Here is a 7,133-nt window from a genome sequence, read left to right on the forward strand (position 1 = left end):
AGAACGGGCATGACATCGCCTCACTGAATGGGACTGAGGGGGTGAATTCCGCGTACCGGGCGTCAAGATTGCTCTTCGATCATCCGGCACTCGGCAACCTCGGGATGCTCAGAACCGGAGGCCATGATGACCATGGCCATGTTGACCAGCCACGCGAGTACCAGGGCGACGATCACCTCGAGATTGGAGAAGCACACCCATCTTTTGCGAGCGGCGTCAGTGCGCGCCGGCGCACGGTTCTGCACCATCCCGAGTGCAAATAGATGGCATGGGACATTACCGTGGCACCGAACATGCCGACCGCGACTGTGAGGGCATCACGGGTCGGTAGCTGTGGCACGAGATGAGGTCCTGCGTCCTGCCAGAACCTCGCCGATGGCCCGCGCAGTCCGTACGGTCAACCCCTGTTCTAAGTTGGCATTGTCCATTACGTCGAATCTCTGAAAGTGCACTCGCGGCAAACCGCTTGGTATCGAAGCAATGCGCCATGACGTGCTGATGGAGCGGACCTCCACAACGCGCGGTGCAGATCGATGAAGTCACAGTAGTACCGGCCAGTACCATTCGTCAAGCATGGTAGATGTCAACGCGAGGAGTGGGATATTGGGGTAAACGCCAGTGGTTCGACCACTTCTTCGATAGGATGGACGGAGGGGAATCTGTAATGTAGAGTACCAATCGGTACGCTTTTTGGTGTGCCAATGCGAAAGCAAGCGGCAAGGGCTAGTGGAGTGTTTTCTATTGATAGGAACTTATCTGGATTGAGCAGTTTCACTACTCCGTGATCGCCTGGAGAGGTCGTGCAACTTGCCCCCAGTTGTGCGAGTTGCCCCGAGATCGTGTTGACCGATGAGGAGCGAGACGAGCTGACGACGCTGCTTCGCTCGAAGCTCACGAGCGTGAGGCTGGCACAGCGCGAGCGTATTGTGCTGGTGACCGCTGACGGCAAGCAGAACAAGCACATCACCGGGCAGCTCCGCGTCGTGAGTGAACATAGTTGAGCGCTCTTTCCGCGATATCATTACGGCGCCGCCGCGGCGTTCCGAACTGGTCGCGCCATCGATGAGTTCGTCGCCCATCACAACGCCAGGAGCCCACGCGACATCCTGCAGAACGTCATTCGCGCGAATAGCCTCCCAAGTCCAAAAGGGAATGGAACGCTACACTAGGGTACGGATGGGTCGAGAGCGACCGGAATTCGGTTGAAAACGCAAAGAGGTTTACATGCCCACTAGCAAGACGCCTGCCTCAAAAAAACTGCTATGGCGTCTACCGGTGAGCAAATCGACGCAAAGACGCCGCGAACTGCTGAGCACTGCGGCGGACATGTTCTTGGCGCGCGGCTACGATAGCGTGACCCTGGATGAAATCATCGCTGAGGTAGGCGGCTCCAAGTCCAATGTGTATAAGCATTTTAAGGGCAAAGAAAGTCTCTTCATTGCTGCGGTCGAATATCTCAGTGACGAGATATCCAGCATAATTTCGGACTCCAATTCATTCTCGCTGCCGCTGCGGCAGGCGTTGACCAGCATTGGCCAAACGTTCTATAAGGCCGTGCTGGATCCCCGAGCCATCGCGCTGCAGCGCTTGGCCATTGCCGAATCGAGTCGCTTTCCACAAGTAGGACAGACGTGGTTCGATCGGGGACCGCGTATCTTTTACGAGGCAATGACAAAATTCTGCGAGGAGCGCCAGGCACGCGGGGAACTGCGTACTTGCGATGCGAAGGAGGCTGCAATCCTCTTTCACGACATGATGGCGTTCAATTTATCGCACCAGCTGCTGCTCGGAATCATACGTCCACCCAAGGCGTCGATCGTGGAGGCAAAGGTGCGCTCGGTCGTCGATGCTTTTTTGAACGGGTTCGCGCACGAGCAGGAGAAAAAGCCTTCGAGCGGCGGTCCGCAAACCGCAGCGGTCGCCGCAGTTCCGGATCGTTTGAAGATAACGTAGGCGCCCGCGCGGCGATGGCGCACGCCGACAGCCGTCCGATAATTTACGCTTCGCGCTGCGGGGCCTTACGCCGTCCGCACGCAACCGCTGTGCTCGTCCGACCTGACTACTAATGGAGCAGTCTCGGAGCTGTCGGACCTTCCTGCGCTCGTTCAGGATCTAGCGTCCCGCCCATGCTTCAGTGAGTGATCCATTGAAACACAGTAGGCAAGTTCCGCGGCTAGAAAACGGAGGAAAGGGGAAACGGCGCCGGGCCGCTTCCGGGGTCGCGCAAGTAGTACCTCCCGCGACTTCTTGGGCGAGCATGCCCAAAACAACACCACAATTGATCGAAACCACGGAGGATCGAATCACGATCCGAGGAGATCCTCCAGCAGAGCAATCCGCCGGCTCAGTCTCGGTTTCGGCATGCCTGCGTTCGTCCCGTCGGCGCGAATCCGCACGGTCCACCACCTGGACGAAGAAAAACAGCTCATTCAGATCGTGCATTGATGTTCTCGTCGTTCCCCAAATAGAACGCTGATGGCGAAAATAGCGTACTACCGCGTCAATCGTCCTCTATATAACATTCATTCCAGATCGCAGCAGGCAAGGCCCGATGAGCAGCGAGTGGTCCATTGGAGTAGACAGTGCCCCTCGATGATGTTGTCTTGCCGCGAGACATCCTTTGATTGAAAGCAGATACCTGGGGTGCGGTGACAGCCAGTGCGCCGTGCACCTGAAGTTGGCAAACCTAGATGGGAGATAGCCGTGCAAGTAGATTCTGACACTTCCGTAATTGCGCGTCGAAAGGAACGACTGAGGTCGAACAGGATTAGCGGTTGGCACCATCATGCTGTGCGCACTAAAGATATGACCGCCACCCGGGCTTTCTACGAGGGCGTTCTTCAGCTGCCGCTCGTCGGTACGTGGACTGAGGCGTACGACGTCATCAAACAAACGCCGTCGAACTACGTTCATTGCTTCTTCGAAGTCGGAGACGGGAGCGCGCTCGGCTTCTTTCAGTTTGAAGAAGGCATGCGTGACGAACCGATGCCGATGCCCCGAGATCCGTATGAGCATCACGTCTCACTGGGAGTCGACACCATGGAAACCGTCGATTACTTTCGCAAACGTATTGAAGACGCTGGTGCCCCGGTAGAGATCGTTGATCACGGCTACTGTTACTCGTGCTACACCGAGGATCCCAATGGCATGATCGTGGAGATTTCCACGATCGTTCCGAACGGCATCGAGATACTTGAACAGTCGGCGCGGACCGCGGAAGCCGACCTCGAGAACTGGCTCGCAGGGGTGCGCGAACCTAACAATCAATGGCGCGGGAAAACCAAAATTTAGGGTGGCGTGGAAGCCTCGCTGTGCTCGAAGTGAGGTGGCCTCGTTTGTTCGGGCAGGATTCCAGGTTTTCAAGTGGAGCCGACGGGCAATCAGGCTGCCGATTTAGATCGCTGGCATCGTCGCGAAGTAGGCCTCATCCGGGGTCCGGTCCACCAGACTCCAATGGGGGCACATGGATGCTGCTCGGCCGATCGTCCGCGCGCCGCTTCGGGAGTCTTCGTTCCTGCGCGAAGTGGCTTTGGTTCGACCCGACGTGTCTTCGGACGGGCGCACATTGAAGAACATATACATTAACCTTTCTTTTTGAAGTGGAAACGACCATGAAACTTTTACGATACGGCCCGGCGGGGTACGAACTCCCTGGTGGACGCGCTGGGCAATGTGCGATCCTTGCGCCCCATCGTGCGGGACATCGACACTGATGTGCTTTCTCCTGAGGGGTTGCGCTTCCTCAGTGCACTTGATTCGAGCAAGTTGCCTTTGGTAAATCAGCCCGGGCGACTGGGTTCGCCGCTCGCCAGTGTTCGCGAAATCATCGCGATTGGGCTCAACTATCGTGAGCACGCGAGGGAATCAGGTCTCGCGATTCCAGTCGAGCCAGTGGTGTTCGCGAAGTCCACGTCGTCCATCAGTGGCCCGAATGACGACATAGTGTTACCGGCAGGCTCGGAGAAAACTGACTGGGAGATTGAACTCGGCATCGTCATAGGCTCCGTGACGAAGCGCGTCGACAAAGAGAAGGCGCGTGCATCCATCGCGGGTTATTGTCTCGTGAACGACGTTTCCGAGCGCGCCTGGCAAATCGAGCGTGCGGGTCAATGGGGTAAAGGAAAAAGCTTCGACACATTTACGCCGATCGGGCCATGGCTTGTAACTGGAGATGAGGTCGACCCGAATGCCCTCGACCTGAGCCTGAAGGTGAATGGTCAGATTCGTCAACACGGCAACACCTCGGACCTTATTTTTGATGTTGACACTATCGTCAGCTATGTCAGTCAGTTCATGACGTTAATGCCCGGTGATCTCATCATCACTGGAACCCCAGCCGGTGTTGGGCTAGGGATGAAGCCACCGCAATTCCTCGCGGCCGGTGACGTGGTCGACATGAGCGTCACAGGTTTGGGCACACAACGACACTTGGTAGTTAGTTCAGACTAGCGCCGCAATCCCGATGCTTTAGGCACGTATTCTCCTGAAGATGCATATGAAAAAAGTCACGCTGACGTTTGACAACGGACCCACACCAGGGATCACCGACAAGGTTCTGGATATCCTTGCAAGGAAAAACCTGAGATCGACCTTTATGGTGGTGGGGCGAAACCTGGAGGATCCATCGGCGGCCAGCTTGCTCGAAGATGTCCACGCCGCAGGGCATTGGATTGGCAACCATTCATACACGCACTCTGTCGCGTTCGGTGAGAGACAAGACGGGGAATACGTGGAAGCAGAGATCGGGAAAACGCAGCAGCTGCTCGGAAAGTATGTCCATCCAAGCCGGTTCTTTCGACCTTTCGGCAATGATGGTCAGGTCGGTCCGCATTTGCTTAGTGAGGCGGCGCTTTCGTACCTCCTGCGGCACCGCTACACCGGCGTGTTGTGGAACAGCGTGCCGCACGACTGGGATGATCAAGCGGGCTGGGTCGAACGCTGCCTTGCGGACGTGTCAAGGCAGGACTGGACGGTGTCCGTGCTGCACGATATTGCGCATGCGGCATTGCCGCGTTTGCCCGAGTTGCTGGACCGGCTGGGCGATTCCGGTGTGACTATCACGCAGGATTTTCCGGACGAGGTAATTCTTATGCGCGATGGCAGTCCTGTGTCCCTGCCGGATTCATACATCGCCGAGCGCCTTTAATTGGAGCGACGTGATTAGCAATTGGCTGCGGTTCCACAAAGGTGGTGTCGCCAGCGCGGTGGCTCGATCACGTATGCTCCGCGAAGTCTAGAGTCGCGCAGCAGCGGGCCAGCAACGGGGCGAGGACGACAATCGCCGAGTTGTCGCCCAAGCTAGGCGGTGCCATGGAAGACGCGAGTGAACCGCCCCGGGGCGGTTCACGAGTTCGCGACTAGCAACGGCCTCCGCGTCGAGCTTGATCCAACAAGTTGAATATGTGCGAAGCTAACTATGTTCATAGTGGTTCGGCGATCTCTATTTCGCTCTCCTTGCAAACTGCGTGTTCGGCTGATCGTCGACCGACAAGTTGACAATACCATGGTGACTACGCGAAAGCGGAGGAAATTGTGGGCGTTTGCTCGGAAAAGAGTTGTTTGTAGCGAATCATGCTTTCAATTGCATCATGTTAAAGCCCGCTGGTACGCGTATCGCCTTCATTGGCCAGCGCTTCTCCGGTTGTAACATCAAATAGCATTGCTTCACGCTGCTTAACTGTCCGCGGAACTATCGTTCGAACATAATCACTCCAGTCAAAAGAATTGCGGCTTCGCGAGACAGTGCGGGACCGATCGCCCCTCAACTCGCGCCAAATATGTTGGAATAGACATGACAAACGAGGACGAAATTTTTTTTGTTAGTGTAGCCAACGACAATTGGCTCCGCATCGAAGACCAATGGCGCAGTGTGAGCTATTCAGCCGGAAGCCCTAATAAATTAGGCTCGTGTATTCCTACTTACCGCTGGAAACGGGACGAAGCGACATCACTAGAAGTTACGTTTAGAAGCCGGGTAGGAGGTTTACACGCTCGCGGACATTCTGAAACCAGAACGCATGACATTCAGGCATGCGGGACAGACGCTGATCGGTGGCTGTGCGATGCCGGCATAACGCGGGCGTCGAGGCTGCAGGAGTGTGCGCGTCGCTGTTGCATCCGCAGTGCAGCGGGCGCCACCCCGAAAGCCCGAGCCGGCGCGATGAGTTCTCTGAAGTTTCATCAGCAGACGTAACCCCAGGATTAAGACGATCTCCCGGTGATGGGCACGATCTCGAACGCCGAATTGCAGGCATGTCCCTCCGGGCTTTCGCCCATTTGTCCGCAATTGCTCGATCCACAGGTCAACGCCGTGCGATGCGAAGGATCCTCATGCTGAAGGGAAAACCACATCCGTTTTCCCACCTCTTCATATACCTCTTCGAGGAGCCGCGATCATGAATTCTTATAGTGCAAAAGCCGACCCTTGGCCGAAAATTCTCGACTTGCTGTTCCAATATTGCGCGTGCGGAAATGCGGCGAGCCATCCGGTGCCAACGACGACGCTGATCAAAGCACAAGCCCAGGTGGCCCACACCAGGCAGTCATGCAAACCAGCCTTTGGGGATACACAAGATTTCTGGGCTTGTGTGACGATCAACGTACTCGAACTCACGGAATCGTATGCGACCATTGGGTGGTACGACCCGACGCGTTGTCGCTACGAGGACCAGCGCTGGCGTCGCTTCAGGACGCTTCGTGCCGGGGTTTGTGCTATGACCGGCGCCCCGATCGTGGCCGGCACCGACGTCTTTCATCCGATCGCCACCCGCAGCGGCCCAGCTAACGCCGACACAATGATTCTCGCGCATGCGCTGCAATGCGTCGGTGCTGCCGAGTCGGCACGAGGTGCAGGATGAAAGTTACTTTAGGCACCGAAGGTTCAGCGGGCGTACCGATGGTTGGACCGCCGGCTTCTTCGCCTTTGACTTCTGGCGCTCGGATCGACTGGAGACACCCCATTTGGTTCGGCCTTGCCAGTTGGCTAGCGTTTGGCTGGACACTGATCGAACTACCTCTGGAACCCCCCGGCGTCATAGTAGTTGTCGCCTCTGAAATTTCTTATCAAGAAGAGTCAGAGGTGCAGGTTGAAGGCGAGACAAACGTATTCTGTCGAGTTCAAGGAGCAGGCCCTG

Annotated in this window: 9 protein-coding genes; 7 read left to right on the forward strand and 2 right to left on the reverse strand. The window is 56.5% G+C overall.

All coding sequences use genetic code 11. From position 1 onward, the window contains the following. Window positions 1-62: 62 nt before the first annotated feature. Together HV670_RS31630 and HV670_RS31635 are read right to left on the reverse strand one after the other, a co-directional pair. Entirely contained in the window at window positions 63-248 is a 186-nt protein-coding gene (locus HV670_RS31630) for a hypothetical protein (protein WP_246258080.1), read from the reverse strand. Next, window positions 173-340: a divalent metal cation transporter gene (locus HV670_RS31635; protein WP_246258077.1), complete on the reverse strand. Its 168-nt coding sequence runs from the start codon at window positions 338-340 to the stop codon at window positions 173-175. The genes HV670_RS31630 and HV670_RS31635 overlap by 76 nt, the downstream gene beginning before the upstream one ends. Window positions 341-800: 460 nt before the next feature. On the opposite strand from HV670_RS31635, the gene HV670_RS28945 reads away from it, so the two are divergent. From HV670_RS28945 to HV670_RS30700, 7 genes are all read left to right on the forward strand, one after another. Beyond that, window positions 801-1,001, forward strand: a complete 201-nt coding sequence (locus HV670_RS28945) for a hypothetical protein (protein WP_175108378.1) — start codon at window positions 801-803, stop codon at window positions 999-1,001. A 223-nt stretch (window positions 1,002-1,224) separates the two neighbouring features. Continuing rightward, window positions 1,225-1,953 (forward strand): TetR/AcrR family transcriptional regulator, encoded by a 729-nt coding sequence (locus tag HV670_RS28950; RefSeq protein WP_175108379.1) that lies wholly within the window; start codon window positions 1,225-1,227, stop codon window positions 1,951-1,953. An 837-nt stretch (window positions 1,954-2,790) separates the two neighbouring features. Further along, window positions 2,791-3,291 (forward strand): VOC family protein, encoded by a 501-nt coding sequence (locus HV670_RS28955; protein ID WP_343054524.1) that lies wholly within the window; start codon window positions 2,791-2,793, stop codon window positions 3,289-3,291. A 363-nt stretch (window positions 3,292-3,654) separates the two neighbouring features. Continuing rightward, entirely contained in the window at window positions 3,655-4,449 is a 795-nt protein-coding gene (locus tag HV670_RS28960) for a fumarylacetoacetate hydrolase family protein (RefSeq protein ID WP_343054525.1), read from the forward strand. A gap of 46 nt (window positions 4,450-4,495) precedes the next feature. Further along, entirely contained in the window at window positions 4,496-5,146 is a 651-nt protein-coding gene (locus HV670_RS28965) for a polysaccharide deacetylase family protein (RefSeq protein WP_175108381.1), read from the forward strand. Between the two features lie 1,249 nt (window positions 5,147-6,395). Continuing rightward, a complete protein-coding gene (locus tag HV670_RS28970) occupies window positions 6,396-6,857 on the forward strand; it encodes a DUF3331 domain-containing protein (protein WP_175108382.1) in 462 nt (153 codons plus the stop codon). Then, on the forward strand, window positions 6,854-7,133 hold a 280-nt coding region (locus HV670_RS30700; RefSeq protein ID WP_217478554.1), incomplete at its 3' end, for a hypothetical protein. The genes HV670_RS28970 and HV670_RS30700, both read left to right, overlap by 4 nt.

Source organism: Pararobbsia alpina (assembly GCF_902859895.1).
Taxonomy (GTDB): domain Bacteria; phylum Pseudomonadota; class Gammaproteobacteria; order Burkholderiales; family Burkholderiaceae; genus Pararobbsia; species Pararobbsia alpina.